The 25,175-nt window shown below is 65.5% G+C and carries 27 protein-coding genes; 11 read left to right on the top strand and 16 right to left on the bottom strand.

Annotated elements, in window-relative coordinates; genetic code table 11:
* Window positions 1-39: 39 nt before the first annotated feature.
* The 6 genes from ACROUL_RS19205 (at window position 40) to ACROUL_RS19180 (ending at window position 9,867) form a co-directional block, all read left to right on the top strand.
* Window positions 40-5,487, top strand: coding sequence for an alpha-2-macroglobulin family protein (locus ACROUL_RS19205; RefSeq protein WP_431301031.1), 5,448 nt, complete (start codon window positions 40-42; stop codon window positions 5,485-5,487).
* A 115-nt stretch (window positions 5,488-5,602) separates the two neighbouring features.
* On the top strand, window positions 5,603-7,645 hold the full coding sequence (gene pbpC, locus ACROUL_RS19200) for a penicillin-binding protein 1C (RefSeq protein WP_431301030.1): 2,043 nt from the start codon (window positions 5,603-5,605) through the stop codon (window positions 7,643-7,645).
* Window positions 7,646-7,706: 61 nt separating this feature from the next.
* Window positions 7,707-8,189 (top strand): peptide deformylase, encoded by a 483-nt coding sequence (gene def / locus ACROUL_RS19195; RefSeq protein WP_431301029.1) that lies wholly within the window; start codon window positions 7,707-7,709, stop codon window positions 8,187-8,189.
* Window positions 8,186-8,683: a peptide deformylase gene (gene def, locus ACROUL_RS19190; protein WP_431301028.1), complete on the top strand. Its 498-nt coding sequence runs from the start codon at window positions 8,186-8,188 to the stop codon at window positions 8,681-8,683. Before def (ACROUL_RS19195) ends, def (ACROUL_RS19190) begins: the two co-directional genes overlap by 4 nt.
* Window positions 8,680-9,573, top strand: a complete 894-nt coding sequence (gene fmt / locus ACROUL_RS19185; protein WP_431301027.1) for a methionyl-tRNA formyltransferase — start codon at window positions 8,680-8,682, stop codon at window positions 9,571-9,573. The genes def (ACROUL_RS19190) and fmt overlap by 4 nt, the downstream gene beginning before the upstream one ends.
* Window positions 9,574-9,633: 60 nt before the next feature.
* Window positions 9,634-9,867, top strand: a complete 234-nt coding sequence (locus ACROUL_RS19180; protein ID WP_431301026.1) for a GlsB/YeaQ/YmgE family stress response membrane protein — start codon at window positions 9,634-9,636, stop codon at window positions 9,865-9,867.
* Between the two features lie 16 nt (window positions 9,868-9,883).
* On the opposite strand, the gene ACROUL_RS19175 is transcribed toward ACROUL_RS19180, so the two are convergent.
* The 8 genes from ACROUL_RS19175 to ACROUL_RS19140 all read right to left on the bottom strand — a co-directional run bounded on the left by ACROUL_RS19175 (window position 9,884) and on the right by ACROUL_RS19140 (window position 15,000).
* A complete protein-coding gene (locus ACROUL_RS19175) occupies window positions 9,884-10,378 on the bottom strand; it encodes a TetR family transcriptional regulator (RefSeq protein ID WP_431301025.1) in 495 nt (164 codons plus the stop codon).
* Between the two features lie 49 nt (window positions 10,379-10,427).
* Window positions 10,428-11,063 (bottom strand): trimeric intracellular cation channel family protein, encoded by a 636-nt coding sequence (locus ACROUL_RS19170; protein WP_431301024.1) that lies wholly within the window; start codon window positions 11,061-11,063, stop codon window positions 10,428-10,430.
* Window positions 11,060-11,524, bottom strand: a complete 465-nt coding sequence (rnhA, locus tag ACROUL_RS19165; protein WP_431301023.1) for a ribonuclease HI — start codon at window positions 11,522-11,524, stop codon at window positions 11,060-11,062. Before rnhA ends, ACROUL_RS19170 begins: the two co-directional genes overlap by 4 nt.
* Window positions 11,525-11,535: 11 nt before the next feature.
* The gene (locus ACROUL_RS19160) at window positions 11,536-11,988 is read right to left on the bottom strand and encodes a DUF3429 domain-containing protein (RefSeq protein WP_431301022.1); all 453 of its coding nucleotides are present in this window, start codon (window positions 11,986-11,988) and stop codon (window positions 11,536-11,538) included.
* Between the two features lie 168 nt (window positions 11,989-12,156).
* Window positions 12,157-13,113: a 4-hydroxy-3-methylbut-2-enyl diphosphate reductase gene (gene ispH / locus ACROUL_RS19155; RefSeq protein WP_431301021.1), complete on the bottom strand. Its 957-nt coding sequence runs from the start codon at window positions 13,111-13,113 to the stop codon at window positions 12,157-12,159.
* A 70-nt stretch (window positions 13,114-13,183) separates the two neighbouring features.
* On the bottom strand, window positions 13,184-14,248 hold the full coding sequence (locus ACROUL_RS19150) for a 5-(carboxyamino)imidazole ribonucleotide synthase (protein WP_431301020.1): 1,065 nt from the start codon (window positions 14,246-14,248) through the stop codon (window positions 13,184-13,186).
* Window positions 14,241-14,717, bottom strand: coding sequence for a 5-(carboxyamino)imidazole ribonucleotide mutase (purE, locus tag ACROUL_RS19145; RefSeq protein ID WP_431301019.1), 477 nt, complete (start codon window positions 14,715-14,717; stop codon window positions 14,241-14,243). The genes ACROUL_RS19150 and purE overlap by 8 nt, the downstream gene beginning before the upstream one ends.
* Window positions 14,718-14,781: 64 nt before the next feature.
* A complete protein-coding gene (locus ACROUL_RS19140) occupies window positions 14,782-15,000 on the bottom strand; it encodes a YdcH family protein (protein WP_305571023.1) in 219 nt (72 codons plus the stop codon).
* A 200-nt stretch (window positions 15,001-15,200) separates the two neighbouring features.
* On the opposite strand from ACROUL_RS19140, the gene ACROUL_RS19135 reads away from it, so the two are divergent.
* Together ACROUL_RS19135 and ACROUL_RS19130 are read left to right on the top strand one after the other, a co-directional pair.
* Window positions 15,201-15,659: an Hsp20 family protein gene (locus tag ACROUL_RS19135; protein ID WP_431301018.1), complete on the top strand. Its 459-nt coding sequence runs from the start codon at window positions 15,201-15,203 to the stop codon at window positions 15,657-15,659.
* The gene (locus tag ACROUL_RS19130) at window positions 15,656-15,883 is read left to right on the top strand and encodes a DUF1150 family protein (RefSeq protein WP_431301017.1); all 228 of its coding nucleotides are present in this window, start codon (window positions 15,656-15,658) and stop codon (window positions 15,881-15,883) included. The genes ACROUL_RS19135 and ACROUL_RS19130 overlap by 4 nt, the downstream gene beginning before the upstream one ends.
* A 51-nt stretch (window positions 15,884-15,934) precedes the next feature.
* Here ACROUL_RS19130 and ACROUL_RS19125 read toward each other — a convergent pair whose 3' ends face one another.
* Both ACROUL_RS19125 and trxB read right to left on the bottom strand, forming a co-directional pair.
* Entirely contained in the window at window positions 15,935-17,641 is a 1,707-nt protein-coding gene (locus ACROUL_RS19125) for a bifunctional sulfate adenylyltransferase/adenylylsulfate kinase (RefSeq protein WP_431301016.1), read from the bottom strand.
* Window positions 17,642-17,842: 201 nt separating this feature from the next.
* Complete coding sequence (gene trxB, locus ACROUL_RS19120; RefSeq protein ID WP_431301015.1) at window positions 17,843-18,805, bottom strand: thioredoxin-disulfide reductase; 963 nt, start codon at window positions 18,803-18,805, stop codon at window positions 17,843-17,845.
* 178 nt (window positions 18,806-18,983) lie between these two features.
* On the opposite strand from trxB, the gene ACROUL_RS19115 reads away from it, so the two are divergent.
* Window positions 18,984-19,484: an Lrp/AsnC family transcriptional regulator gene (locus ACROUL_RS19115; protein WP_305571035.1), complete on the top strand. Its 501-nt coding sequence runs from the start codon at window positions 18,984-18,986 to the stop codon at window positions 19,482-19,484.
* Between the two features lie 6 nt (window positions 19,485-19,490).
* Here ACROUL_RS19115 and ACROUL_RS19110 read toward each other — a convergent pair whose 3' ends face one another.
* The 4 genes from ACROUL_RS19110 to lgt all read right to left on the bottom strand — a co-directional run bounded on the left by ACROUL_RS19110 (window position 19,491) and on the right by lgt (window position 22,468).
* Window positions 19,491-19,673, bottom strand: a complete 183-nt coding sequence (locus ACROUL_RS19110; RefSeq protein WP_431301014.1) for a hypothetical protein — start codon at window positions 19,671-19,673, stop codon at window positions 19,491-19,493.
* Between the two features lie 116 nt (window positions 19,674-19,789).
* Window positions 19,790-20,539 carry a peptidoglycan editing factor PgeF gene (pgeF, locus tag ACROUL_RS19105; protein ID WP_431301013.1) on the bottom strand — a complete coding sequence of 250 codons (750 nt, stop codon included), beginning with the start codon at window positions 20,537-20,539 and terminating at the stop codon, window positions 19,790-19,792.
* The gene (locus ACROUL_RS19100) at window positions 20,532-21,602 is read right to left on the bottom strand and encodes a class I SAM-dependent methyltransferase (RefSeq protein ID WP_431301012.1); all 1,071 of its coding nucleotides are present in this window, start codon (window positions 21,600-21,602) and stop codon (window positions 20,532-20,534) included. The genes pgeF and ACROUL_RS19100 overlap by 8 nt, the downstream gene beginning before the upstream one ends.
* Window positions 21,599-22,468: a prolipoprotein diacylglyceryl transferase gene (gene lgt, locus ACROUL_RS19095; protein WP_431301011.1), complete on the bottom strand. Its 870-nt coding sequence runs from the start codon at window positions 22,466-22,468 to the stop codon at window positions 21,599-21,601. The genes ACROUL_RS19100 and lgt overlap by 4 nt, the downstream gene beginning before the upstream one ends.
* Window positions 22,469-22,592: 124 nt before the next feature.
* Between lgt and ACROUL_RS19090 the strand changes: the two genes are divergently transcribed.
* Entirely contained in the window at window positions 22,593-22,850 is a 258-nt protein-coding gene (locus tag ACROUL_RS19090; protein ID WP_305571043.1) for an accessory factor UbiK family protein, read from the top strand.
* 100 nt (window positions 22,851-22,950) lie between these two features.
* The gene (locus tag ACROUL_RS19085; protein WP_431301010.1) at window positions 22,951-23,427 is read left to right on the top strand and encodes a VOC family protein; all 477 of its coding nucleotides are present in this window, start codon (window positions 22,951-22,953) and stop codon (window positions 23,425-23,427) included.
* Window position 23,428: 1 nt separating this feature from the next.
* On the opposite strand, the gene ACROUL_RS19080 is transcribed toward ACROUL_RS19085, so the two are convergent.
* A complete protein-coding gene (locus ACROUL_RS19080) occupies window positions 23,429-24,184 on the bottom strand; it encodes a TIGR02186 family protein (protein WP_431301009.1) in 756 nt (251 codons plus the stop codon).
* Window positions 24,181-25,101 (bottom strand): sulfite exporter TauE/SafE family protein, encoded by a 921-nt coding sequence (locus ACROUL_RS19075; protein ID WP_431301008.1) that lies wholly within the window; start codon window positions 25,099-25,101, stop codon window positions 24,181-24,183. The genes ACROUL_RS19080 and ACROUL_RS19075 overlap by 4 nt, the downstream gene beginning before the upstream one ends.
* Window positions 25,102-25,175 lie beyond the last annotated feature (74 nt).

Genomic DNA, 25,175 nt, shown 5'->3' with positions numbered 1-25,175 from the left:
CCTGCGACACTTCGCACAATTCAAACGGGAGTCATGACGATGCGCAGATTTGCGGCGATTCTGGTGTCTATGGCGGTGCTGCTTTCGCCCGGACTGTCGGCTGCGCAGGATCTGATCCCCGAGCGGCGGGTGGTCGTGACGCAGGATCAGGACCTGCCGGGGGGCGATATCGCGTCGGTCTTCGATACCACCATCGACGCTTGCGAACGGGCCTGTCTGACCAACGCGCGCTGTACGGCGTTCACCTTCAACACGCGCAACGGATCGTGTTTCGTGAAGAACGGGCCGGGGGAGGGCACGTTCTTTCAGGGCGCCTATTCGGCCTTCGTGATCGAGGCAGACGCGAGCTTGCGCGCATCGGCGGCGGAGCGGCGGGCGGAACTGGCGTTTTTGCCTGATTGGGATGTGCAGGCGGCGTATGACGTGGCGGTGGGGCTTGGCCGCCAGCACACGACGGGGCCCTGGACGGCGGAGGAACATCTGCAGGCCGCGAGCGAGGCCGAGGCGCGGGGCGATTGGGTACAGGCGGCGGCGTTCACCGGGGCCGCGTTGAACCTGACCGACGATGCGGCGACATGGGCGGAATTTGCGCGGCGGCAGTTGGAGGCGGGAAAGACCAACATCGAGAACGCGGGCTTCTTCTTGGGGCAATCGTTTCCCTCGGCGGTGAACGCCTATCTGCGGGCGGAAAACCCGGGCCTGCGGCACACGGTTCTGGTGCTGATGGGCGACGCGCTGGAACGGTTGGGCCGGGGGCGCGACACGGTTTCGGCGCTGCGGCTGGCGCAATCGTTGCAGCCGAGAGACGACACCGCGCGGCTTTTGGACGATGCGATCGGGAAATACGGCTTCCGCATCATCGAGAACACGGTGCAAAGCGATCTGGCGCGGCCAAGGCTGTGCGCGACGTTTTCCGAAGATCTGGTGGCGGCGGGGGTGGATTATTCGACCTTTGTGCAGCTACCCGAGGCCGGGATGGCGGTGGAGAACGGCGGCTATCGCCAGTTGTGCGTAACGGGTTTGCAGCATGGGTCGCGTTACAGCATCACCTTCCGTGAGGGGCTGCCTGCGGCGGATGGGCAGACAATGGCGAAATCGGTCGACATTACGCAATACGTGCGCGACCGGAACCCAGGCGTGCGCTTTGCGGGGCGGGGCTATGTGCTGCCGAAAGCGGGCGAGGCGGCGCTTCCGGTCGAGACGGTGAACACCGACAAGCTGAACCTGACGCTGTTCCGGGTGACGGACCGAAACCTTCTGCGGTCGGTTCAGGACATGTATTTCGGTTCGCCGATGCAGGAATATTCGGAAGCGATGTTTAGCGACACGGTGGGAGAGGAGATATGGAAAGGCTCTGCCACCGTCGGGCTTGAAGTGAACAAGGACGTGACGACGCGGCTGCCTTTGGGCGAGGCGCTGAAGGACATGCCGGCGGGGATTTACGCGCTGAAGGCGGCGGTGCCGGGGGTGGACCCTTACGTGGTGCCGGCGGGGTGGCAGTGGTTCGTCGTGTCTGACCTTGGCGTGACCACGATGTCGGGCGTTGATGGCTTGCATGTGTTCGTGCGCAGTCTGGGGACGGCGGGGGCGAAGGCGGGTGTTTCGGTGGAGCTGTTGAACCGGGCCAATGTGGTGCTTGGGACGGCCAAGACCGATGACATGGGTTATGCGCGGTTCGATGCGGGCCTGAAGCGCGGCACGGGCGGGGCTGCGCCTGCGATGGTGGTGGTGAAGGATGGCGAGGCGGACATTGCCTTTCTGTCGCTGACCGACCCGGAGTTCGATCTGTCCGACCGTGGGGTGGAGGGGCGCGAGGCGGCGCCGCCGGTGGATGTGTTCCTGACCACCGACCGGGGTGCTTACCGTGCGGGCGAGACGGTTTATGCGACCGCGCTGGCGCGTGATCCGCAGGCGGCGGCGGTGGAGGGGCTGCCTTTGACGGCGATCCTGAAGCGGCCGGATGGCGTGGAGTATTCGCGGCAGTTGGTCGAGGATGCGGGCGCGGGCGGGCATGTGTTTGCGATGCCGGTCGCGGGGTCGGCGCCGCGTGGGGTCTGGCGGCTGGAAGTGCTGGCCGATCTTGAGGCGGCACCCTTGGCGGCCAAGACCTTCCTCGTTGAGGATTTCCTGCCGGAGCGGATCGACTTTGACCTGACGCTTGGGGACCAGCCGATGGCGCTGGGCGGCGGGGCGGACCTGACGGTCACGGCGAAGTATCTGTTCGGTGCGCCGGGAGCGGGGCTTGCGATAGAGGGCGAGGTTCTGCTGCGCGCCGCCGAAGGGTTGCCGGCGTTTCCGGGCTATGTCTTCGGGCGCCATGACCAGCCGTTCAACGCGGTGATGGAGGCGCTGGAGGGCGGCGCGACGGATGAGGCAGGGATGGCGATCCTGCCGGTGACGCTGCCTGCCGTCGAAGACCCGGCGCGGCCTTTGGAGGCGCGCGTGACGGTGCGGGTGGCCGAAGGATCGGGCCGCCCGGTGGAGCGCGAGGTCACGAAGCGTCTGGTGCCAGCGGAGCCTATGCTGGGGGTGAAGCCCCTGTTCGACGGCGTGGTGGGCGAGGGGGCAGAGGCGCGGTTTCAGGTCGTTGCGGTAGACACGGCCGAGGCGGCGGTGGCCCTGCCCGTCAAGTGGCAAGTCACGCGGATCGAGCGGGACTATCAGTGGTATCAAAGCTTTGGCAACTGGAGCTGGGAGCCGGTCGTGACCCGCGCGGTCGTGGCGGAGGGCGAGGCGCAGACCGGAGCGCAGGCGGTAGAGATTTCAGCACCCGTGACGTGGGGCGAATATGAGTTGCTGGTCGAGCGTGCCGATGGCGGGCGGGCGGCGACGTCGGTGTCGTTCTTTGCGGGCTGGTACGCGCCTGCGGATACGACCTCGACGCCGGATACGCTGGAGCTGTCGCTGGACAAGCCTGCCTACAAGCCGGGCGATACCGCGACGCTGCGGATCGTTCCGCGTGCCGCGGGGACGGCCTTGGTGTCGGTACTGTCGAACCGGCTGGTGGCGATGCAGGCGATCGAGGTCAAGGAAGGCGAAAACCTGATCCAGTTGCCGGTGACAGATGAATGGGGCGCGGGGGTCTATGTCACGGCCTCGGTCCTGCGTCCGATGGATGTGGCGGCGGGGCGAAACCCGGCGCGGGCGCTGGGGCTGACCCATGCCAGTATTGATCCGGGTGCGCGGGCGCTGAAAGCGACGGTGGAGGTGGCTGCGGAGGCGGCACCGCGCGGGCCGCTGGACGTGGCGGTGAAAGTCGAGGGCGTGGCTGCGGGCGAGACGGCCTATGTGACGATTGCGGCGGTCGATGTGGGTATCCTGAACCTGACCGGCTTCAAGGCGCCCGATCCGCAGGGGCATTTCTTCGGGCAACGGAAGCTGGGCGTCGGTATCCGTGATATCTACGGGCGGTTGATCGACGGGCTGAACGGGGCAGAAGGCACGGTGCGCTCGGGCGGTGACGCGGGTGCGCAAGCGCGGTTGCAAGCGCCGCCGCCGACAGAGGAGTTGGTCGCCTATTTCACCGGGCCGGTCGCGGTGGGTGCGGATGGCTATGCGCGGGCGTCGTTCGACCTGCCGTCGTTCAACGGGACGGTGAAGGTGATGGCGGTGGCATGGTCGAAGACCGGGGTCGGGCAGGCCTCGGCGGACGTGCTGGTGCGCGATCCGGTGGTGGTGACGGCCAGCCTGCCGCGCTTCATGTCGCCGGGCGATACCTCGCGGCTCTTGCTGGAGGTGGTGCATGCCACCGGGCCTTCGGGGCGGATGGGGCTGGACGTGGTGGCGAACGGAGTGACGCTGGGTGCGGTGCCGTCGGGGTTTGATCTGGGCGACAAGGCGAAGGCGGTGTTCGAGGTGCCGGTGACGGCGGGCGCGGTTGGCGTGCAGACGATCGACGTCAGCCTGACCACGCCGGACGGTAAGGTGTTGCGCAAGACGCTGAGCCTGCCGGTGCAGGTGAACGACCCGGAGGTTGCGCGGGTGTCGCGGCTGGATCTGGCGAAGGGGCAAAGCTTCACCTTCGATGGCGATGTGTTTGCCGGGTTGGTGGCGGGATCGGGCAAGGCCACGATGGCGGTCGGGCCCTTGGCTCGGTTGAATGCGCCGGGGCTTCTGGCCGCGTTGGACCGCTATCCTTACGGCTGCACCGAACAGATGACGAGCCGTGCGCTGCCGCTTCTGTATTTCGACGAGGTGGCGCGGGTGATGGACCTGAAGGGGGCCGAAAACATCCAGACCCGGATCGACGAGGCGGTGGTGGAGATCCTCGCCAACCAGTCGGCGGAGGGTGGGTTCGGCCTGTGGGGGCCGGGGAATGGGGATTTCTGGCTGGACGCCTATGTCACCGATTTCCTGAGCCGGGCCAAGGCGCAAGGCTACGCGGTGCCGGATCTGGCGCTGCGCAACGCTTTGGCGAACCTGCGCAATCAGGTGAATTACGCGCCCGACTTCAGCGAGGAGACGAATGGCGGGGGCGAGGCGCTGGCCTATGCGCTGATGGTCTTGGCGCGGGAAGGGGCGGCGGCGGTGGGTGACCTTCGCTACTACGCCGATGTGAAGGGCGATGCGTTCTCGACCCCCATCGCGCAGGCGCAGTTGGGCGCGGCGCTGGCGTCTTATGGCGATCAGGTGCGGGCGGACACTATGTTCCGCAAGGCAGCCGCCAAGATGGATTCCCTGGCCGGGCCGGAGACGGAACAGATCTGGCGCGTTGACTATGGCACGCGTTACCGCGATGCGGCGGCGCTTCTGACGCTGGCGGTAGAGGCGGGATCGAAGGCGGTGGACCGTGAGGCGCTGACCGACCGGATCGCCACCTCGGGCGCGAACCTGTCGACGCAGGAGGCGACATGGGCGCTTTTGGCGGCGAACGCGCTGATCGACCGGAGCGGGGCGGACGGCATCAGCATCGACGGCAAGCCTGCGGATGGGCCGTTGGTGCGGGTGCTGGATGCGGGTGCCGTAACGCCGGTAGTGGTAAAGAACGACGGCGCCGATACGACGCTGACGATCACCACTTACGGCGTGCCGTCGGAGCCGGAGCCGGCGGGGGGCAACGGATATGCCATCACGCGGGCCTACTACACGATGGACGGGCAACCGGTGACGCTTGATGCGGTGACGGCGGGGACGCGGTTGGTGACGGTGCTGGAGGTGACGCCGTTTGGCTATGGCGAGGCGCGGCTGATGGTGGCCGACCCGCTGCCGGCAGGGTTCGAGATCGACAACCCGAACCTGATCTCGGGGGGGGCGACGTCGGAACTATCGTGGCTGGATGCGTTGCAGGACGTGACGCATTCGGAGTTCCGGCAGGACCGGTTCCTGACGGCGGTGGACTGGAGGTCAGACCAGCCGTTCCGGCTGGCCTATGTGGTACGGGCGGTTAGCCCCGGCACGTTCCATCATCCGGCGGCGTCGGTGGAGGACATGTACCGCCCCGATTTCCGCGCGCGGAGCGAGGCGGGAACGGTGACGATCGCGCCGTGAGGAAGCGGGACCGGGCATATGTGCCTCCCCTCCCCCGCGTGGGATGGGGGTGGGGGGCGTCTGGCCGGTTGCGGGCGGCCGCCTCTCCCTCCCCCAGAAGGGGGAAGGGAAGCACTTGATGCGGACGCGTTGGATCATCGCGGCGCTGGTGGTGCTTTGGCTGGGCGCCTATGGCCGCGATCGGTTTGATCTTTGGATCGATGCCACGGTCCTGCCGCCCCTGACGGTGGAAACCTCGGTCGAGGTGGTCGACCGCAACGGTGACCTGCTGCGGGCCTATACTGTAGCCGATGGGCGCTGGCGGTTGGCCTTGCCAGAGGACCGTGTGGATGCGCGCTATCTGGCGATGCTGATTGCCTATGAGGACAGGCGGTTCTACCAGCACCCCGGCGTTGATGTGCGGTCTTTGCTGCGGGCGGTGGCACAGGCGGTGTGGAATGGGCGGGTGGTGTCGGGCGGGTCGACGCTGACGATGCAGGTGGCGCGGCTTCTGGAGGAAAGCGGGACCGGCAAGGTTGCGGGCAAGCTGCGGCAGATGCGGGTGGCACTGGCGCTGGAGCGGCGGTTGACGAAGGCGCAGATCTTGCAGCTTTACCTGTACTTGGCGCCGTTTGGGGGGAACCTTGAAGGGGTCCGCGCGGCCTCGATCTCGTATTTCGGGAAGGAACCGTCACGGCTGACCCCGGCGGAGGAGGCGTTGTTGGTGGCGATTCCGCAAAGCCCCGAAGGCCGCCGCCCCGACCGGGCCGCCGACCGTGCTGAGGCGGCGCGGAACCGGGTTCTGGCGCGGGCGGTGCGCGAGGGCGTCATCGAGGAGGACGAGGCGGAGGCCGCTTTGCGCGAAAGGGTGCCGGGCATTCGCAAGCCCTTCCCGGCCCTTGCGCCGCATCTGGCTGACCGGGCGCGTGCGGCCAACCCGTTGGCAGGGCATCTGGACCTGACAATTGACCGCAGCCTGCAACGCAAGCTGGAGACGCTGGCCGCCGACGCGGTGGAGGGGCGCGGGGCGGAGTTGCAGGTGGCAATCGTGGTGGCGGATCATGCGTCGGGTGAGATCCTCGCCTCGGTCGGGTCGGCGGGGTTTCAGGCTGATGCACGGCAAGGGTTTGTAGACATGACGCGTGCGCTGCGATCGCCCGGATCGACGCTGAAGCCGCTCGTCTATGCGCTGGCGTTTGACGAGGGGCTGGCGCACCCCGAGACGATGCTGGAGGACCGGCCGACACGCTTTGGCACCTATGCGCCGCAGAACTTTGACCGGCTTTATCGCGGGACGATCCGCGCGCGTGAAGCGTTGCAGATGTCGCTGAACATTCCGGTGGTGGCGCTGACCGAGGCGCTGGGGCCGGCGAAGCTGATCTCGGGGATGGAAAAGGCGGGGATGCGACCGGTGTTTCCGGGCGATCAGCCGGGGCTGGCGATTGCGCTGGGCGGGGTGGGGGTGACGCTGGAAGACATGGTCGGGCTTTACGCTGCGCTGGCGCGGGGCGGCGTGGCCCGGCCCTTGAGCTATATGAAGGACGGGACGGGGGCGGAGGGGCAGCGCGTGGTGTCGGCAGTGGCGGCGTGGCAGGTGGGCGACATTCTGGCGGGGCTGGCACCACCGCCGGGATCGCCGTCGAACCGGCTGGCCTACAAGACCGGCACCTCCTATGGCCACCGTGACGCCTGGGCGATCGGGTTCGATGGCGGCCATGTGATCGGCGTCTGGATGGGGCGCGCGGACGGCACGCCGGTTCCGGGGGCATTCGGGGCCGATGTGGCCGCACCGGTGCTGTTTCAAGCCTTCAACCGGCTGAAGCGCGATCTGGACCCGCAGCCGCCCGCACCTGCGGCAACACTGCTGGTGTCGAACGCGGAACTGCCGGTGCCGTTGCAACGCTTCCGCTCTCGGTCCGCTGCGTTCGCGGGGGCGGTGGATGCGCCGGCGGTGGCCTTTCCGCCTGATGGGGCGGAGGTGGAGTTGTTGGCGGCAGGGCTGAAGGTGCGGGTGCAGGGCGGGACGGCACCCTTCACTTGGCTGGCCGATGGCGTGCCGCTGGCGGTGGCGCTGCGCGACCGGGAGACGATGCTGACGCTGCCGGGAACGGGGTTCGTGACCTTGTCGGTGATCGACGCCGAGGGCCGGTCTGCCCGCGCGTCTGTGCGGGTGTGGTAAGATCGGGTGACTTGTGCCGAGCTTGACGCTATGGAACGGACGTTCCACGGAGGTCACGACGATGCCGCTGCTTTCGATTGTTCAATGGCCTGACCCGCGTCTGGCAACGCCTTGCGCGCCGGTGGGTGCGGTCACGCCAGCGGTGCGGGCCTTGGCGGCCGATATGCTGGAAACGATGTATGCAGCGCCCGGCCGCGGGCTTGCTGCGCCGCAAGTTGGTATTCTGCAGCGGATTTTTGTGATGGACGTGACGTGGAAGGATGGTCCGCGCACGCCGATGGTGTTGATCGACCCGGAGGTGGTCTGGCAGGCCGAGACGCGCGTCGTGGGGCCGGAGGGGTGCCTGTCGATACCCGGCGTGCTGGCAGACGTGGAGCGGGCAGCGTCTATACGGCTTGTATGGACAGACCTTTCGGGTGATCGGGTTGAGGCGGTGCTGGACGGTTTTGCCGCGATCTGCGCCCAGCACGAGCTGGACCATCTGGACGGGATCGTGACGTTGGACCGGTTGAGCGCGGAAGACCGGACGAAGGTGTTGGCATGAAGACGTGCCTACCTTGGCCGCACCCGGTTTTGCGCACGCCGGCGGCGGATGTCGTGGCTATCACCGACGACGTGCGCCAGCACTGGGCCGACATGATCGAGGTGATGGATGCGATGCCGGGATACGGGCTCGCGGCAGTGCAGATCGGGGTGCCTTTGCGGCTGGCGGTGGTGGATTGTTCCGACACGCGGGGGCAGGCAGTGCGGATGGCCAACCCCGAGGTGCTGCACGCCAGCGTGCAGTTGCGCGAGCATGAGGAGGCGAGCCCGAACCTGCCTTATGTGTCGGCGGTGGTGAAGCGGCCGCGGGCGGTGACGGTGCGGTTCCTGAACGATCAGGGCGTGATCGAAGAGCGGGATTTCGTCAACCTGTGGGCCACGTCGGTGCAGCATCAGATCGACCATCTGGCGGGCAAGATGTATTTTGACCACCTCTCACCCCTGAAGCGGACGATGCTGATTGCGCGGTCTGAAAAGCTGCGGCGGGTAAAATGAAAATAGTTTTCATGGGAACGCCGGAGTTTTCGGTTCCGGTGCTGGATGCGCTGCATCAAGTGCATGAAATCGTGGCAGTATATTGCCAACCGCCACGGCCGGCAGGGCGTGGCAAAGCCGACCGTCCTAGTCCGGTTCAAGCCCGTGCCGAGGTGCTGGGTTTGCCGGTGAGGTATCCGGTTTCGCTGCGCAGCGAAACGGCGCAGCAAGACTTCGCTGCGCTGCAGCCAGACGTGGCGGTTGTGGTGGCGTACGGGCTGATCCTGCCGCAGGCGGTGCTGGATGCGCCGCGGCTTGGCTGCCTGAACATCCACGCCTCGCTGTTGCCGCGGTGGCGGGGGGCGGCGCCGATCCACCGGGCGATCATGGCGGGGGATACCGAGACCGGTGTCTGCATCATGCAGATGGAAGCGGGGCTGGATACGGGGCCGGTGCTCTTGCGCGAGGCTACACCGATCGGGCCGGAGGAGACCACCGCCGACCTGCACGACAGGCTGAGCGCGATGGGCGCGCGGCTGATCGTCGAGGCGCTGGAGCGGTTGCCGCTGCCAGCGGTGCCGCAACCGGCCGAGGGCGTGACCTATGCGGCCAAGATCGACAAGGCCGAGGCGCGGGTAAACTGGGCAAGGCCGGCGGTGGAGGTGGACCGGCTGATCCGCGGCCTGTCGCCGTTTCCGGGCGCGTGGTGCGAGGTGGCGGGCGAACGGGTGAAGCTGTTACGGTCGCGGCTGGCTGAGGCAAGTGGCGCGCCGGGGCAGGTGCTGGGGGGGCTGGTGATTGCCTGCGGGTCAGGCGCGGTGGAGATCACGCTGGCCCAGCGCGAGGGGAAGCGGGCGATGGGGCCGGACGAATTTCTGCGCGGTTTCGCCCTGCCGCCGCATCTTTCCTGAGTGCCATTCACAAGCCGGTGTGAACGCCCCATATGAAGCAGGCAACGGGAGGGACTGCCCATGCCGATCATAGCCCTGATGATAATTGGAGCCGCCGCCGGGTTTCTGGCGACGCGGATCATGAAGATGGAAACGGACGTGCCGACGACGGTGGCGATTGGCGTGTTCGGTGCGCTGATCGGGGGCTTTGTGCTGCGCGCGCTGATCATGCTGACCGGCTGGGCGGCAGGGTTCATCGGCGCGCTTCTGGGGGCGATGCTGCTGATCTGGCTGTGGAAGACCTACGTCAAGTAAGACGGTAAGGCGGGCGTCAAGTAAGACGGCGCACGGCATCCTTGAGCCGGAAACCCTTGCCACCAGCCGGTTGCCAGGCAAGCTGACCCTGCCATGCGGCGAAGAGAAGAGTTGCCGCCTCGCGGCCCTTTTCGCCGCCGCCGAACCGCAGCGCCAGGGCGGATTCCACGGTTGCGCGCCAGCGCACAGCGCAGCGCATGAGGTCTGCGTCGGCGGCATCGGGGCGCGGCGGCGAGGTAGCCTCCAGCGCCTTCAGCAAGCCCTGCGGCCCCTTGTCGGCGGTTGCGTTGATGGCTGCGAGAGCGGCAGCCTCGGCCCGTTGCCAAGCCGCAATCCGGGCCGCCTTAACCATGCCGTCCCTTGTCTTGAACCGTTGGACAAGGGTGGGGGCGGCAAGCCCGGTGGCTTTGGCGACGGTTGCAAAGGACACCGCCTTTTCGCCGCCTTGGGCAAGAAGCGCGGTCAGCGTGGTGAAGACCGTATCGTCGGGGATGAGTTTTGTGCGTGGCATTCGGGCATGGTGAACGACTGTTCGGTTTGAAACAAGCCTGAACCTGCGGTCAGCGTTTCGGAGAGCCCGGTTTTGGCGGCTCTGACCGGTAGACGGGCAACCGCCAGCCGAACGCGAGACTGCCTGCGCGCAGGATCAGCACGGTCAGCGCACAGAGGCCAAGGCTGATGCCGGGTTCCACCCCCGCCAGACCGGCCACCACGGCGGCGATGGCACCGGCAAAGGCGCAGGTCACGTAAAGCTCGCCCTGTTTCAGGACCAGCGGCACCTCGTTGCAGACCACATCGCGCAACAATCCACCCATGCAGCCGGTGATCATGCCCATAACGATGACAATCGGCCAGCCCTGTCCATCGGCGAGCGCAACCGCCACGCCCGCAGGCACGGCGGCTGAAAGCGCCAATGCGTCGATCCACAAAAGCGCGCGGTAGCGGCTTTCCAGAAGATGTGCCGACAAGAACACCAGAATCGCGACGGTGCTGGCAACGGCGAGGTTCACTGGATCGGCGACCCAGAACACATCGCGGTCGAGGATCGTGTCACGAATGGTGCCGCCGCCAACCGCGGTGAGGCAGGCGATGAAGATGAAGCCTACGACATCAAGCTGAGAGCGGGACGCCGCCAGAGCGCCGGTCACGGCAAAGACCGCGACGGCAGCGTAATCAAGGAAGTGGAGCAGCGTCACGCGCCTACGCCGGATTTGAACGGCGCCATCCCGGCGCGGGCGAGCGCATCGGCGCGTTCGTTTTCAGCATGGCCGGCGTGGCCCTTGATCCAGCGCCAGGTGACGGAATGGCGGGCCTGAGCCGCCTCAAGCCGTTGCCAAAGCTCGACATTCTTGACCGGCGCGCCGCCAGCAGTGCGCCAGCCCTTGCGCTTCCAGCCCGCCAGCCATTCGGTGATGCCGTTCTTCACATAGGCGCTGTCGGTGACGATGGTGATGGTGGAGGGCTTCGCCAAAGCCTCGAGCGCGGAAATCGCGGCCATCAACTCCATCCGGTTGTTGGTGGTCAGCCCCTCGCCGCCGGACAGTTCGCGTTCCTTGACGGTCACGCCACCGTCACGCGCCAGCATGAGGACACCCCAGCCGCCGGGGCCGGGATTGCCGGAACAGGCGCCGTCGGTATAGGCGAAAAGGTCAGGCATTCAGGCTCCGGTCAGGTCAGGATCAGGGTGGCGAGGCAGGCGAGGACGATGGCGGTGAGGAGGATGCGAAGGCGCATCCACCATGTGGGCGCAAGGCCTTGGGCAGCAAAGGAGGCGTCGAGGAGGAGGAGGCCGGCAAACCCGGCGGCAAGGAAGATAAGCGAGGTCTGCGAGGAATCGGTGACCATGAAGAAGGCCCAGAGGGCGGGGATCACAGACAGGACGTAACCGGTTGCGGCGGGCGGCCCTTCTGCCTTGGCGGCAAAACCCCACAGGACGCCGGACATGAACGAGAGGATGATCGTGCCGTAGGAGAGGCCGACATAGGAGCCTACGAACATCGGGGTGACATAGCCCAGCGCCCAGCCGGCAAGTGCAGGCGACAGGTGGCTGGCTGCCGACCAAAGGAACGGCAACAGGCCAAGAAGGCCAAGGGTCAGGGGCGCGCGGGGGATCGAAGTCATGGGGTCAACTCGGGTGAAAAGCACGGTAGGGCGTTTGGCGCGCGTGGCGTCGGTCTTGGCAATATCGGGACGGCAAGGCAAGCCGCGCCGCTTGACTGGGAGGGTTTGCGAAGGGGCATGGTGACGTGGCCGGTCATTCGGCGCCGATCCGCAAATCCCCCGACATGGTCAGGCGACCGCCTCGCGCAGGATGCGGGGCACCTTGAATTCGATATCCTCGACGGCGGTTTCGACGATTTCGACCGTGAGGGCAAAGCGGTCGCGGAAGGCGTCGATCACCTCGTTTACCAGAAGTTCGGGGGCCGACGCGCCTGCGGTCAGGCCGATGGCGCGGGCACCGTGCAGGGCGCGCCAGTCGATGTCGGCGGCGCGCTGGATCAGCATGGAATAGGCGCAACCGGCGGCACTGCCCACCTCGACCAGACGCTTGGAGTTGGAGGAATTGGGCGCGCCGATCACTAGAAGCGCGTCGATGCGGGGCGCGACGGCCTTGACGGCGGCCTGCCGATTGGTGGTGGCGTAGCAGATGTCTTCATGCGCGGGGGCGTGGATCAGGGGGAAACGGGCCTTCAGCGCAGCGGCGATTTCGGCAGTGTCATCGACGGAAAGAGTAGTCTGCGTGATGAAGGCCAGTTTTGCGGGGTCGCGCACGACAAGGGTGGCCACGTCGGCCACGGTTTCGACCAGCAGCACCTCGCCCGGCGGAAGCTGGCCCATCGTGCCGACCGTCTCGGGGTGGCCTTCGTGGCCGATGTAGATCATCTGGGTGCCGGATTCGTGGTGGCGGGCGGCCTCGTTGTGGACCTTGGTCACAAGGGGGCAGGTGGCATCAACCGCGATCATCTGGCGCCGGGCAGCCTCGGCGGGGACGGATTTTGGCACGCCGTGGGCGGAAAAGATCACCGGGCGATCGGGGGGGCAATCGTCAAGCTCTTCGACAAACACCGCACCCTTGGCGCGCAGGGCATCGACGACGAACTTGTTGTGCACGATTTCGTGCCGGACATAGACCGGGGCGCCCCATTTCTCGATCGCCATTTCGACGATCTTGATGGCGCGGTCGACGCCTGCGCAAAAGCCGCGCGGGGCGGCGAGATACAGGGTCAGGGGCGGCAGGTCAGGCATCGGGAACCCTTAGATCGGATGGATGAGAGGTAAGCGGCAACGCGCCCGCCGTCCAGCCCTTCGGCGCGGATCAGATGCCGCGGATGATGCGGTTGACGTGGCCCATCTTGCGGCCGGGGCGAGGGGCACCTTTGCCGTAAAGGTGGATCGAGACGTTCCGTTCGCGGGCGAGCGCGGGCACGCGGGCGATATCGTCGCCGATCAGGTTTTCCATCACCACGTCGGCAAAACGCGACCCGTCACCAAGCGGCCAGCCGACGACAGCGCGAATGTGCTGTTCGAACTGGTCCACCGCGCAGCCCGCTTGCGTCCAGTGGCCGGAGTTGTGGACGCGGGGAGCAATTTCGTTGACGATCAGGCCCTTGGGCGTGACGAAGAGCTCCACTCCCATGACGCCGACATAATCGAGCGCGTTCAGGATGCGCGCAGCCAGAAGCACCGCGTCGGTGCGCTGGCTTGGCGAAAGGCGGGCGGGGATCGTGGTGGTGCGCAGGATGCCGTCGCTGTGGACGTTTTCGCCGGGGTCGTAGCAGGCGACCGAGCCGTCGAGGCCACGCGCGGCGATCACCGAGACTTCGTGGCTGAAATCGATGAAGCCTTCGAGGACGGCGGGTTGGCCAAGCATCGCTTCCAGCGCAGCGGGGGCATCGGCGGGGGCCATGATGCGAGCCTGGCCCTTGCCGTCGTAGCCGAGGCGGGTGGTTTTCAGGATCGCTGGGGTGCCGATCTGCGCCAGCGCCGCGTCAAGATCGGCAGCGGTGGTTACGGCAGCATAGGGCGCGCAGGTCAGGCCGAGGCCGGTCAGGAAATCCTTTTCGGCCAGCCGTTCCTGGCTGATCGCCAATGCGCGGCGGTTCGGGCGGATCGGTTTCGCCGCCTCCAGCAGATCAAGCGCAGCAGTGGGTACGTTTTCGAATTCGTAGGTGATGACGTCGACCGACGCGGCGAAGGCGGTGAGGGCCGCGTGGTCGTCATAGGAGGCGGTCGTAACGTGGTACGCCACGTCACCGGCTGGCGGGTTGGCGCCGGGCTCATAGATGTGGGTGCGAAAGCCGAGGCGGGAGGCCGCGACCGACAGCATCCGGCCAAGCTGGCCGCCGCCGAGGATGCCGATGGTTGCGCCGGGTTCAAGCATCGGAGGGCTCGTCGGGGATCGAGGCTGAGAGGGCGTCGCGCCAGGCGTCCAGACGTGCGGCAAGGGCTGGGTCGCTGATTGCAAGGATCGCGGCGGCCATAAGCCCGGCGTTGGCAGCGCCACCGATGGCCATTGTGGCGACGGGGTAGCCTTTGGGCATCTGAAGGATGGAATAGAGCGAATCGATACCTGCCAGCGCTTTGGTCTGCACCGGGACGCCAACCACCGGAATGCGGGTCTTTGACGCCATCATCCCCGGCAGATGCGCGGCACCACCAGCGCCCGCGATGATGACCTTGAGGCCACGCGCGGCGGCGGTCTTGCCATACTCCCACAGCCGGTCAGGGGTGCGGTGGGCGCTGACGATCTTGGTCTCGTAGGCGATGCCAAGTTCGTCGAGCATAAGCGCCGCGTCCTTCATCGTCGGCCAGTCAGACTGGCTGCCCATGATGATACCAACCTGAACCATGCCAAGCCCCCTGAAACTGCCCTCGCCTTATACGATGGCGGGCGCTTTGGGCAAGGCGGCAGGTTCAGGCGATGATGTCCGGGATGAGCTGATCTTCGATCTTCACGATCTGGTCCTTGAGGCCCAGCTTCTGCTTTTTCAGGCGGCGCAGGGTGAACTGGTCGGGGCGCGCGGACTGTTCCAGCGCGCTGATTGCATCATCCAGATCACGATGCTCGCGCCGCATCACTTCCAGCCGGATGCGGAGCATTTCTTCAAAGTTGAGTTCGCTGGAGGCATTCATGGAATCGGCTCGAGTCGGTCAGGTCAGGTCGTAGACAATATAGGGAAAGTTGGCCGCGCGGGAAGGAATCTGGCGCAAAATCGCTGCGCAGGTGCGGGTGTCGCCACTTGCAGCGGTGTTTTGCGCCCCCCATATTGAGGCCAAGCGGTGCTCGTACCCGAGGCCGCGACCGAACTGTCGCTTTTGAAGGACATGTCCGAATGACGAAACTGAGCTTTGGGGCGCATCCCTACCTTCTGGGGTTCGAACAGCTGGAACGGCTGGTTGAGCGCACCGCGAAATCGGGGGCCGAGGGCTACCCGCCGTTCAACATCGAAGCTGTCGCCGACAACGCTTACCGCATCACGCTGGCCGTCGCCGGGTTCCGCGAGGAAGACCTTGCGATCACGGTGGAGGACCGCCAGCTGGTGATCCGCGGGCGGCAGTCCGATGACAGCGAGGACCGGGTCTTCCTGCACCGTGGCATCGCGGCGCGTGCGTTCCAGCGGTCGTTCGTGCTGGCTGACGGGGTCGAGGTCGCGGGGGCGGGGATGGAGCACGGATTGCTGCACATCGACCTGCGGCGGTCAGTGCCCGAGACGGTGGTTCAGACGATCAGGATCGGAACGAAAGACGGCGGGCTTAGAACGCCTGGCCAAAAGGAAGGAAACCGGAAATGAACACGCCATTCCACGGATTGCCGCAAGGCACGGACCGCATCGTCTATGTTCGCCCGATTGCCGTGGCGGATCTGCCGGACGAGGTGCGCGAGCAGATTGTCGGGCTGGAAACGATCTATTCGGTCCACGGAGCCGACGGCCGGCAACTGGCGCTGGTCGCTGACCGGAACCTTGCCTTCCATCTGGCGCGCGAACACGACTTCGCGCCGATGAGCGTTCACTGAACGAAAAAAGGCCCCGGCAATGCGGGGCCTTTTGGTTTGCGGCCGCAGGGATCAAGCCTTGATCAGGCCCATCTGCTCCAGCTTCAGAAGCACCTGATGGGCGCAATGGTCGACATCGACATCCTGCGTGTCGACCACAAGTTCGGCATGGGTCGGCGCCTCGTAGGGATCTGAAATCCCTGTGAATTCCTTGATCTTGCCTTCACGGGCCAGCTTGTAGAGACCCTTGCGGTCGCGGCGTTCGCATTCTTCGATGCTGGTCGCGACGTGCACCTCGATGAAGGCACCGAAGGCTTCGATCATCTCGCGCACGGCGCGGCGGGTGGCGGTGTAGGGCGCGATGGGCGCGCAAATCGCGATGCCGCCGTTCTTGGTGATCTCGCTTGCCACATAGCCGATGCGCTTGATGTTGAGATCGCGGTGTTCCTTGGAGAAGCCAAGTTCCGAGGACAGGTGCTTGCGCACCACATCACCGTCCAGAAGGGTAACGGGGCGGCCGCCCATCTCCATCAGCTTGACCATGAGGGCGTTGGCGATGGTGGATTTGCCCGAACCGGACAGGCCGGTGAAGAAGACCGTGAAGCCTTGGTTTGACCGCGCGGGCGAGGTGCGGCGCAGTTCGCTGACAACCTGCGGAAAGCTGAACCAGTCGGGGATTTCCAGCCCTTCGCGCAGGCGGCGGCGCAGTTCGGTGCCGGAAATGTCAAGGACGGTAGAGCCTTCGGGGACTTCGTCCACGGGGTAATATTGCGCCTTTTCCTGCACATAGACCATCTGTTTGAAATCGAGCATCTCAATGCCGACTTCGGCCTGATGCTGGCGCACCAGATCCTGCGCGTCGTAGGGGCCGTAGAAATCCTTGCCTTGGCTGTTCTTGCCAGGGCCGGCGTGATCGCGCCCCACGATGAAATGCGTCAGCCCGTGGTTCTTGCGGATGATCGCGTGCCAGAGCGCCTCGCGCGGGCCGGCCATCCGCATTGCCAGATTGAGAAGCGACAGGTGGGTAGTGGATGCCGGGTATTGATCAAGCACAGCTTCGTAGCAGCGCACGCGCGTGAAGTGATCGACGTCGCCGGGCTTCGTCATGCCGACGACAGGGTGGATCAGAAGGTTCGCCTGAGCCTCGCGCGCGGCGCGGAAGGTCAGTTCCTGATGCGCGCGGTGCAGAGGATTGCGGGTCTGGAACGCCACGATGCGGCGCCAGCCCATCTTGCGAAAGAAGGCGCGCAGTTCGTTCGGGGTGTCGCGGCGGGCCTTGAAATCGTAGTGCACGGGCTGCTGGATGCCGGTGATCGGGCCGCCGAGGTAGACCTTTCCGGCCGTGTTGTGCAGGTAGTTCACCGCCGGATGCGCGAGGTCATCGGCGCCGAACACCTTTTCCGCCTCGAGCGCCTTGTCGGGGCTCCATTTGTCGGTGACCGACAGGATCGCAAGGATCACGCCCTCGGCGTCGCGCAGCGCGATGTCCTGACCCGGTTCGATTGTTTCGGCGAATTTCTCGCTGACATCCAGCGTGATCGGGATCGGCCAGAGCGTGCCGTCTGCGGTGCGCATGGTGGCGACGACGCCGTAATAGTCGGCCTCGCTCATGAAGCCCTTCAGCGGGTTGAACCCGCCGTTCATGAGCAGTTCCAGATCGCAGGTCTGCCGCGCGGTCAGATCCCACGACGGCAGGTTGCCCGCTTCGACCTTGAGCTTCTGGGCGGAGTCGGCGGAGACATAAAGCTCGGGGATCGGAACGAGGTTGGGCAGCGACATGCGAAATGGCCTTTCGGATAAGGGGCAACAGCCCGCTTTTGCGCGGGTCCGTAGCCCGGCTTTGGGGCGGGATTCAAGCGGTTGCCGGAATTAAACAGTCAGAAAAGGCCGAAATGCCGGTTTCCCCCCGCCGTGAAGGCGATGGTTCCGCGCGGTTGCGGGCGCGTGGGTGGTTGTTCCTCGCGCGCCGGCAGACAGTGTCTATTCGGCGGCCTTCAGGTCTGCGTCCTGCGCGGCAAGGAATTTCTCGGCATCAAGCGCCGCCATGCAGCCCATTCCGGCGCTGGTGACTGCCTGCCGGTAGATGTGGTCGGTCAGGTCGCCCGCGGCAAAAACGCCGGGAATGGCGGTGCGGGTAGAACCCGGCTCCACCTCGACATAGCCGCCGGAATGCAGCGGCAACTGGTCCTTGACCAGTTCCGAGGCGGGGGCGTGGCCGATAGCCACGAAGAAGCCGGCGCAGGGAATGATCGTCTCGGCCCCGGTCACCACGTTGCGGGTGCGCACGCCGGTGACGCCCAAAGGCGCTTCGTCGCCAAGGATTTCGGTGACTTCAGTGTTCCAGACGACCGAGACCTTGGGATGCTTGAAGAGACGGTCTTGCATGATCTTTTCGGCGCGCAGGCTATCGCGGCGATGAACCAGCGTGACCTTGGAGGCGAAGTTGGTCAGGAACAGCGCTTCTTCGACAGCGGTGTTGCCGCCGCCGATAACCACGATCTCCTTGCCGCGGTAGAAAAACCCGTCGCAGGTGGCGCAGGCGGAAACACCGAAGCCCTTGAACTTTTCCTCCGACGGCAGGCCCAGCCATTTTGCCTGCGCGCCTGTGGCGAGAATAACGGCATCGGCGGTGTAGGTGGTGCCGCTGTCGGCGGTGGCCACGAACGGGCGGCGCTTGAGGTCAAGGCTGGTGATGTAGTCAGAGATCACCTCGGCACCCATCGCCTCGGCGTGGGCTTGCATCCGCACCATCAGGTCGGGGCCCATGACATGTGTATCGCCGGGCCAGTTTTCCACCTCGGTCGTGATGGTAAGCTGGCCGCCGGGTTGCAGGCCCTGGATCAGAAGGGGCTCCAGCATGGCGCGCGCGGAATAGACAGCCGCAGTGTAGCCCGCCGGGCCGGAGCCGATGATCAGAACCCGTGTGTGCCGTGTAGTGCCCATCATCGCCCCCAACATGAGTCTCGGGCTACCGATATAGTCATATGGCAGCGAAGCGGAAACCCCTGCAGTGCGGGCCTGCGGCACCAACATGGCTTGCGAATGATCTTGCGCAAGGTTGAAATATTATTGCGCCAAGGCCCGCCGCAAAGTAAGACCTGATCTTCAAGTGGAGACAGCGATGCCCGGACACAAACTCGACCCGATCGACCGTCAGATTCTGGCGGAGCTTCAGGCCGATGGGCGGATGACGAACGTGGAGTTGGCCAGCCGCGTGGGTATCTCTGCCCCGCCGTGTCTGCGCCGGGTGCGGACGCTGGAAGAGGCGGGCTACATCAAGGGCTATCACGCCGATATCGACGCGCGCGAACTGGGGTTCGAGGTGCAGGTGTTCGCGATGGTGCGATTGAACAGCCAGGCCGAGGCCGATCTGGCGGGGTTCGAGGCACGCTGCCGCGCGTGGCCCTTGGTGCGCGAGTGCCACATGCTGAACGGCGAGATCGACTTCATCCTGAAATGCGTGGCGCCGGATCTTTCCAGTTTTCAGAGCTTTCTGACTGAGCAGCTTCTGAAGGCAGAGCATGTGGCAAATGTTAAGACCAGCCTCGTTATCCGCTGTGCGAAGGACGAACCTGGTCTGCCGTTCGACGTTCTGGAAGCGCGGTTGGCGAAAACCGCCTGACGCGCGTTAATGCGCGGCGGTCGCCGTCCGGGTCGCCATCTTGATGCGCAGGGCAAAGCCCTTCGTCACCGGGCGCGGTTGGATTTCCTGACGGATTTCTCGCGGAAATTCGCGTGCCGGGATCGACTCGTCGACCGAGCTGAGAACCGATTGCAGCCAACGCCGTTTGGTCCGGTTTTCCGGTGTCATTTATGCGCCCTCACCGTTGTCATTGTGTGCCGTGCGCCAAGTGGTGGCAGGCGAATGCGGCAGTGATTGGGCCAAGTGATGCAACAAAGCGGGCTTTTGACGCGGGAAGTTGTGGATTAAAGCCGAATCGCAGACAGAAGCCGCCCGTAATCCGCCTCGCCCAGATGCGTGGTGCGGCGGTAGGAGTAGAACCGTGCAGGATCGCTGTAGGTGCAATGTCGCGTCCATTCGGCGTAACCGACACCGGCGCCGCGCAGCCGGTAAAGCCCGTAGGACGGCAGATCAAACATCAGCCGGTCGCCCTTGCCTTGTGCAAAGAAGCGGGTCGCTGCGCGGTTGTCGTCGGTGACCTGTTCAAACACGTCTGGCCCAACCTCGTATGCGGCCTGGCTGATGGTTGGACCGATCACCGCAGTAATGCGCGTTCGGTCGGCGCCGAGGGTTTCCATCGCGTCGACCACGGCCTCCAGCACACCCAGCAGCGTGCCGCGCCATCCACCATGCGCCGCGCCGATGACGCCGGCCTGACGGTCTTCGAACAGCACGGGCTGGCAATCGGCGGTCAGCACAGCGAGCATCAACCCCGGCGTCGCGGTCACCATGCCATCCGCGCGGGGTCGGTCTACGAACGGTTCGGTGACGGTGACGACATCGGCGGAATGTACCTGATGCAGTGTCACCAAGGCGGCGGGAGACACGCCCAGCGCCTCGGCCGTGCGCGCCCTGTTGATCGCGACAGCCTCGGACTGGTCGGTGGAGCCGGTGCCGCAGTTCAACCCGGCAAAGATGCCGGAAGACGCACCACCCTTGCGGGTGAAGAACGCGTGGCGGGCGGTCAGAGCGGGGCTGGTGATCGGCTCAAGCATGGGAAGGATCAAAACCGGGTGGGGCAGGCGTGCCGGGGGCGTGAAAAGCGATGGCTTTGAAGAGCGAACCCATTTCACGCGGGTCGGTCAAGCGGTGAAGTGCGGCGCGGTGGGTTTCCAGCCGATCGCCGGTCAGCCCCGCCGCCAACCGTTCGGCCCGATGCGCGATACCAAGCCGGTTCAGAAGCGCGCCTTGATCGGTCAGCCCGCTGCGCGGCAGGCCGGTGGCACGCGCGAGCGCCTCGAAGTCGACATGGGCGGTCAGGTCGGCCTCGCCGGGGTGGGCGAGGGGGTGATCGGGCTGATGCCGACGCACGGCTTGCAGCGTGTCGCCCTTTGACCGCCAGCCACCGTAATCAATGACCAGCGCCACGCCGCCCCGGGCCGCGATGCGCTGACCGAGGGTGGCGGCAATGGCGGGCAAGGCGGGGCTTGCCTCGACAATGCTGCCGGGCGGATCGTCGGCGAAACGTGGGTCGATCGCTTCGGCAGGCAGGGCAGGCGAGCGGCCGAATTGCAGGGCGTCGTCGGAAAGCCCAACTAGCCGCATGTGCCAGCCGGTTTCGCCGCGCTGGAACTGGTCGATCGGCAGGGCGTCGAAAAATTCGTTTGCGATCAGGAACAGGGGCAGGTTCGGCAGATCATCCACCGTATCGACCCAGACCGGAGTGCAGCCAGCAAGTCGCTGTGCCTGTGCCGCGCGCAAGGTGGGCGAGGTTTCCACAAGCACCACCTGCGCCGCGCCATGAAACCCCGGCACGTTGCGTGTGGCCCGCAGGATGTCAGCCATCAGGGTGCCGCGACCGGGCCCAAGCTCGGCCAGTGCAAACGGGGCGGGCGAACCTTGGTCAAGCCAGCATTGCGCAAGGCAAAGGCCCAGAACCTCGCCGAACATCTGGCTGATTTCGGGTGCGGTGGTGAAATCGCCTGCCGCGCCGAACGGATCGCGGGTGGCGTAGTAGCCAAACTGAGGGTGTTGCAAGCAGGTTGCCATGTATTCTGCCAGCGTGATCGGCCCGGTTGCAGCGATGCGGGCCTTCAGGATATCGCCAAGCGCGGTCATGCGCGCCGGGCACGGGCCAGGAACCAGAGCCCGGCAAGGATCATGGGCAGTGACAGGAGTTGTCCCATCGTTAGCCCCCATCCGCCGATGTGCCAGGCAAGGCCGAGGGGATTGCCTTCGCTGACAAACTGGGCGTCGGGCTGGCGCACGAATTCGACCAGAAACCGCGCCACGCCGTAGCCAAGAAGGAATACGCCCAAAAGCCGCCCCGGCAGCTTGAACCAGCCGCGCCGCCAGCCAAGCCAGAGAAGGACAGTACCAAGGATCAATCCTTCCAGCAGCGCTTCGTAAAGCTGGCTGGGGTGGCGGGCACAAAGGCCCGTGACGCCTGCGCAGGTCTGCGCCGCCTCGCCGGGAAAAGCCACGCCCCAGGGCAGGTCGGTCGGACGACCCCAAAGCTCGGCATTGATGAAGTTGGCGATCCGTCCGAGGAAAAGGCCGGTTGGTGCTGCCACGGCCATCAGGTCGGCGGCGGGGAGAAGCGGAATCTTTTCAAGCTTGCAGAAGATCAGCCCGGCCACGATCACCCCGGCAAAACCGCCGTGGAAGGACATGCCGCCTTCCCACACCCGCAGGATGTGCAGCGGGTCTGCCAGAAGTGGCGTGTCGTCGTAAAAGAGCACATAGCCGGCCCGCCCGCCGAGGATCACCCCGAAGATCACCCAGGTCAGCAGGCGTTCGACCTGTTCCGCCGTCATCGGCGCGGGTCCGGACCAAAGGCCGGGCGTCTTGACCGCGCGGGTGACCAGACGCCAGCCGATCAGCAGCCCGACGATATAGGCCAGCGCATACCAGCGCAGCGCGAGGGTGAAGCCGAACACCTCGATCGAAAAGATCACGGGGGAAATGTCGGGAAACGGGATCATGGCGGGCTTTCTGAAGGTTGCCCGGTTGTCGCGGGCGCGCCGGTCGATGTCAACAAGTCGCCCGCTGACTTGTGATTCCCGCCGGTCGGGCCATATAAAGCCCAAGCATCAAAGGACGCCTGCCATGAAAGCCCCCAACAAGTTCTTCGACGACATGAGCCAACTGATGACCAACGCCATGGGCGTGGCCCAAGGCGCCAAGACCGAAGCCGAAACCGCGATGAAAGGCTTCATCGACCGCTGGATGGCCGACCGCGATTTCGTGACGCGCGAGGAATTCGACGCCGCCCGCGCAATGGCGCAGAAGGCGCGCGAGGAAAACGCGGCGCTGGAAGCGCGGATCGCGGCGCTGGAGGCCGGTTTGGCCAAGAAGAAGGGGTGACCCTGCCCCCATTGCACGTCTCGTGTGCGCGCAATGGGGTATAAGCCGACCAAGCCTGCGCTTATGTTCATTTGCGAACGCAAGCAAAAAGGCATCTGCCATGACCATCCATCCCGAAACCCGCGTCGGCCACGTGCATCTGAAGGTGGCCGAACTTGACCGGGCGATTGCCTTCTATTCCGGCATTCTGGGCTTTGAAGTCACGCAACGCTACGGGACGCAGGCTGCGTTTCTGTCGGCGGGGGGCTATCACCACCACATCGGGCTGAATACGTGGGAAAGCCGCGGCGCGACGCCGCCACCCCCCGGCCACACCGGACTTTACCACACCGCCTTTCTGTTCCCTAACCGCAAGTCGCTGGCGCAGGTCTTGAAGCGGCTGGTCGAGGCGGGCTGGCCTTTGGACGGCGCGTCGGATCATGGCGTATCGGAGGCGCTGTATCTGACCGATCCGGACGGCAATGGCGTCGAACTTTACCGCGACCGCCCAGAGGCGGATTGGCCGCGCAACCCCGATGGAAGCCTGTCGATGACGAGCGGGCGGCTGGACGTGCGCGCGCTTCTGGCCGAGGCGTGACCTAGCGGATCAGCCGGAAGGCGGCCGAGGCGGCCCACCCGGCGATCCCCGCCAGCACCAGCGACAAAAGCCCGTAAAGCAGCGGCTGGTCATGCGCCATCGTGAAGATGAAACGCTCCAGCCCCTCTTTGCGCACACGGATCACGCGTTCCTGCGTGGCGACCACCTTGCCGTCACGCAACAGAAACAGCCGGACGGTGTATTCGCCTTCGGTCAGGTTCGAGGGCAGCACCACATCGGTGCGAAAGAGCGTGTCGTCGGTAAGTTGCACGGCGCCTTCCAGCACGCGGTACCTGTCTTCATTGCTGCGCACCCGCAGCATGGCTTGCACGAAGGCATCGGCCTGATCGGCCTCTCCGGTGATGCCGACGGCGCGGATCGCGCGTTCGATGGTGACGCGGTGGCGCAGGTTTTCAGTGTCGCTGAGGATGTCGGACAGCGGCCCCGTGGTTGCGACCGCGTAGAAACTGGGGGCGGAATCGACCCGCACTTCGGCGTTGTTGATCCAGATGCCGGCCACACGGTCCTTGCGGCGCACGATCACCGGGGTCGAGGGGCCTTCGACGGTGACGATGACCTGCAGCGGGGAACCCTTCGGCACCGGTGCCTCGCGCTTGACCGCGCCGTAGATCAGGATCTCAGACCCGTCGAAATCGGCGGTGATCGACACCCGGTTCTGGCTGAGGCCGGACACGATGCTTTCCTCGGCCAGTGCCGGAGAGGCCAGCAGCAAGAGCGGCAGCAGCCAGCGGATCATGGCAAGAGCCCCGCCGTCACGGTGTAAAGCTCGTTCGGCGTGACCAGAAGGTCGAAGGCGATGCGCAGCGAAACCGCCAACACCAGAAGCGACAGCAGGATGCGCAACTGTTCAGCCTTGAGCCGGACCCCGACCCGCGCGCCGATCTGCGCGCCGATCACCCCGCCAAGGATGAGGAGGAGTGCCAGCAACATGTCGAGCGACTGGTTGGTGACGGCGTGCATCACGGTGGTGAAGGCGGTCACGAAGATGATCTGGAAAAGCGATGTGCCGACCACGACCTTGGTCGGCATCCCCAGCAGGTAGATCATCGCCGGCACCATGATGAAGCCACCGCCGACACCCATGATCGCAGCGAGGAAGCCGACGAGTGCGCCCACGATCAGCGGCGGGATCACGCTGATGTAGAGGCCCGAGGCGCGGAACTTCATCTTCAGCGGCAGACCGTGGACCCAGGAATGGACATGCGCGCGACGGATCGGGGCGTTCACGTTGCGGCTGCGCAGAAGGCTGCGCAGGCTTTCCTGCAGCATCATCGCGCCGATCAGGCCCAGAAACAGGACGTAGGACAGCTGCACGAACAGGTCGATCTGGCCGGCCTTGGTCATCAATTGGAACACCCAGATGCCGACAGCCGAACCGATGACGCCACCCACGAGGAGGACCGTTCCCATGCGGAAATCGACGGCCTTGCGCTTCATCTGCGCCAGCACGCCAGACACCGAGGAGGCGACAACCTGGTTTGCGCCGGTTGCCACCGCAACGGCTGGCGGCACCCCGATGAAGAACAGCAGGGGCGTGATCAGGAACCCGCCGCCCACGCCGAACATGCCCGACAGGAACCCGACGATGCCGCCGAGGCCGAGGATCAGGAAGGCATCGACCGAAACCTCGGCAATAGGCAGGTAAAGTTGCATGAACAGTGGCCCAATGGGGCTGGAACCAGAGGTATGTTCAAAGGCTTGCGCGCCTTTGCCGGCGATGTCAAACG

This window comes from Tabrizicola sp. BL-A-41-H6, from assembly GCF_050632395.1.
Classification (GTDB): domain Bacteria; phylum Pseudomonadota; class Alphaproteobacteria; order Rhodobacterales; family Rhodobacteraceae; genus JAUYQR01.
The sequence above is the reverse complement of the archived record's forward strand: the minus strand, read 5'-3'. Positions and strand labels throughout refer to the sequence as shown.

Excerpts from the sequence above, each read along its gene's own strand:
- ACROUL_RS19175 (WP_431301025.1), bottom strand. The coding sequence starts at position 10,378 with ATGCCACGCACAAAACTCATCCCCGACGATACGGTCTTCACCACGCTG.
- lgt (WP_431301011.1), bottom strand. The coding sequence starts at position 22,468 with ATGATCCCGTTTCCCGACATTTCCCCCGTGATCTTTTCGATCGAGGTG.
- ACROUL_RS19140 (WP_305571023.1), bottom strand. The coding sequence starts at position 15,000 with ATGAATGCCTCCAGCGAACTCAACTTTGAAGAAATGCTCCGCATCCGG.
- ACROUL_RS19080 (WP_431301009.1), bottom strand. The coding sequence starts at position 24,184 with ATGATCCGCTGGCTGCTGCCGCTCTTGCTGCTGGCCTCTCCGGCACTG.
- ACROUL_RS19125 (WP_431301016.1), bottom strand. The coding sequence starts at position 17,641 with ATGTCGCTGCCCAACCTCGTTCCGATCCCCGAGCTTTATGTCTCCGCC.
- fmt (WP_431301027.1), top strand. The coding sequence starts at position 8,680 with ATGAAAATAGTTTTCATGGGAACGCCGGAGTTTTCGGTTCCGGTGCTG.
- ACROUL_RS19075 (WP_431301008.1), bottom strand. The coding sequence starts at position 25,101 with ATGCAACTTTACCTGCCTATTGCCGAGGTTTCGGTCGATGCCTTCCTG.
- ACROUL_RS19110 (WP_431301014.1), bottom strand. The coding sequence starts at position 19,673 with ATGACACCGGAAAACCGGACCAAACGGCGTTGGCTGCAATCGGTTCTC.
- ACROUL_RS19090 (WP_305571043.1), top strand. The coding sequence starts at position 22,593 with ATGAAAGCCCCCAACAAGTTCTTCGACGACATGAGCCAACTGATGACC.
- def (WP_431301028.1), top strand. The coding sequence starts at position 8,186 with ATGAAGACGTGCCTACCTTGGCCGCACCCGGTTTTGCGCACGCCGGCG.
- def (WP_431301029.1), top strand. The coding sequence starts at position 7,707 with ATGCCGCTGCTTTCGATTGTTCAATGGCCTGACCCGCGTCTGGCAACG.
- rnhA (WP_431301023.1), bottom strand. The coding sequence starts at position 11,524 with ATGCCTGACCTTTTCGCCTATACCGACGGCGCCTGTTCCGGCAATCCC.
- ACROUL_RS19160 (WP_431301022.1), bottom strand. The coding sequence starts at position 11,988 with ATGACTTCGATCCCCCGCGCGCCCCTGACCCTTGGCCTTCTTGGCCTG.
- ACROUL_RS19115 (WP_305571035.1), top strand. The coding sequence starts at position 18,984 with ATGCCCGGACACAAACTCGACCCGATCGACCGTCAGATTCTGGCGGAG.
- ACROUL_RS19085 (WP_431301010.1), top strand. The coding sequence starts at position 22,951 with ATGACCATCCATCCCGAAACCCGCGTCGGCCACGTGCATCTGAAGGTG.
- ACROUL_RS19205 (WP_431301031.1), top strand. The coding sequence starts at position 40 with ATGCGCAGATTTGCGGCGATTCTGGTGTCTATGGCGGTGCTGCTTTCG.
- ACROUL_RS19180 (WP_431301026.1), top strand. The coding sequence starts at position 9,634 with ATGCCGATCATAGCCCTGATGATAATTGGAGCCGCCGCCGGGTTTCTG.
- trxB (WP_431301015.1), bottom strand. The coding sequence starts at position 18,805 with ATGGGCACTACACGGCACACACGGGTTCTGATCATCGGCTCCGGCCCG.
- purE (WP_431301019.1), bottom strand. The coding sequence starts at position 14,717 with ATGGTTCAGGTTGGTATCATCATGGGCAGCCAGTCTGACTGGCCGACG.
- ACROUL_RS19135 (WP_431301018.1), top strand. The coding sequence starts at position 15,201 with ATGACGAAACTGAGCTTTGGGGCGCATCCCTACCTTCTGGGGTTCGAA.
- pgeF (WP_431301013.1), bottom strand. The coding sequence starts at position 20,539 with ATGCTTGAGCCGATCACCAGCCCCGCTCTGACCGCCCGCCACGCGTTC.
- ispH (WP_431301021.1), bottom strand. The coding sequence starts at position 13,113 with ATGCCTGACCTGCCGCCCCTGACCCTGTATCTCGCCGCCCCGCGCGGC.
- ACROUL_RS19150 (WP_431301020.1), bottom strand. The coding sequence starts at position 14,248 with ATGCTTGAACCCGGCGCAACCATCGGCATCCTCGGCGGCGGCCAGCTT.
- ACROUL_RS19100 (WP_431301012.1), bottom strand. The coding sequence starts at position 21,602 with ATGACCGCGCTTGGCGATATCCTGAAGGCCCGCATCGCTGCAACCGGG.
- ACROUL_RS19130 (WP_431301017.1), top strand. The coding sequence starts at position 15,656 with ATGAACACGCCATTCCACGGATTGCCGCAAGGCACGGACCGCATCGTC.